This is a genomic window from bacterium, from assembly GCA_009926305.1.
GTDB lineage: Bacteria > Bdellovibrionota_C > UBA2361 > UBA2361 > RFPC01 > RFPC01.
Window position 1 is genome coordinate 1 of sequence record RFPC01000243.1, and the last position, 1,200, is coordinate 1,200.

1 protein-coding gene is annotated in these 1,200 nt (G+C 46.2%); it reads left to right on the forward strand.

Annotation, left to right across the window (positions count from 1 at the left end):
- Positions 1-1,052 (forward strand): helicase (locus tag EBR25_14195; protein ID NBW42121.1); only part of this gene is annotated, 1,052 nt, incomplete at its 5' end.
- Positions 1,053-1,200: the final 148 nt, after the last annotated feature.

Genomic DNA, 1,200 nt, shown 5'->3' on the forward strand with positions numbered 1-1,200 from the left:
ATCCGAATGATTCGCCAGCTAGTCTTGAGAACACCATCCAGCAAGCTCGTGTTGAGATGGATGAGGATCTGATTGCACTTTTACAAGATGACGATGAGGGTGAAGAAGATGAAGTTCGCGAAGAATTAACAAGACTTCGACTGTTATCCGATCAGGATTTTTTAATCCAGGGTTACCGCTTCTTCAAAGCTGAGCAGGAAAGCTACCCGGAGATAGAAGATAGAGGGGAGCTCCTTCTTCTCCAACCGCCTGAAGACCTCGCTCGATACCTTGGGTCAGAGGATGTAAAGACGGACGTTATCTTTGGCGCAAGTGTTATTCCCTCTGAGGCCTACCCTGAAGATGGGGAATTTCACCTTACAGATCATGACCACCGTGTTGTGCGTGCTATAGAAGCAGCGCGTAACATGTCAGGGCACTGGTCTCGGGAGACCCTACTAACTGACCAGCATCCAATTCTCCAGTGGGTAACAGAGCGGTTACTCATGTTGCACGGAAGGGGGGAAGCTCCTTACATAACGTCGTCGGCATTAGACACTGGAGAGTTATTGTTTTGCTTTATAGGACAACTGAGCTCAAAAGCTGGAAGTCCGCTTGTGTCTTCAGCCCATGCTGTTCAATTTCTTCCCGGCGGTAAATCTGAACCCCAAGTTTTTCCTCTTAAAGAAGTGCTTGAAAGAGCTGACTTTCATGCTCAGGTAAACTTAGGTGGGGATCAAAAGCTTGAGACTGCCAACTTTATGCGCGCTTCTGCGGTACAAGCAAGCCTTGAACACTTAAAAAGCCTGAATCAAAAGCATTTTAGTGACGGACTTGCGACCCGACTTAGGAAAGAACAGAGGCGGCTTAGGAAGTGGGCAGATGGACGAAGAAAATTCCTAGATGAGAAAAAAGAATCGCTTTCACCAGATAGCCCACACTACAGAAGGCTTAAATTCAAAGAGCAGTTTATGGAAAGCCATCTTAAGAGTCGTGAGGAATGGATGAAGCGACAATTTACTCCTGCTGACTCACCGACCACTCAACTTGTACTTGTTATAGAGGGAGTGTGAGATGAGTCTTTCCACTGTTATCAACAACTCGTCTGACTTTTATAGCGAGCACTACCTTGAAAGCACTTTTCAAAAGGATCTTAAAGAGGTCAAAGAAAAGTGGAAAGAGCTAGGCTCTCGAAGTCCAGCGAGAAGGCTTAATGCATGT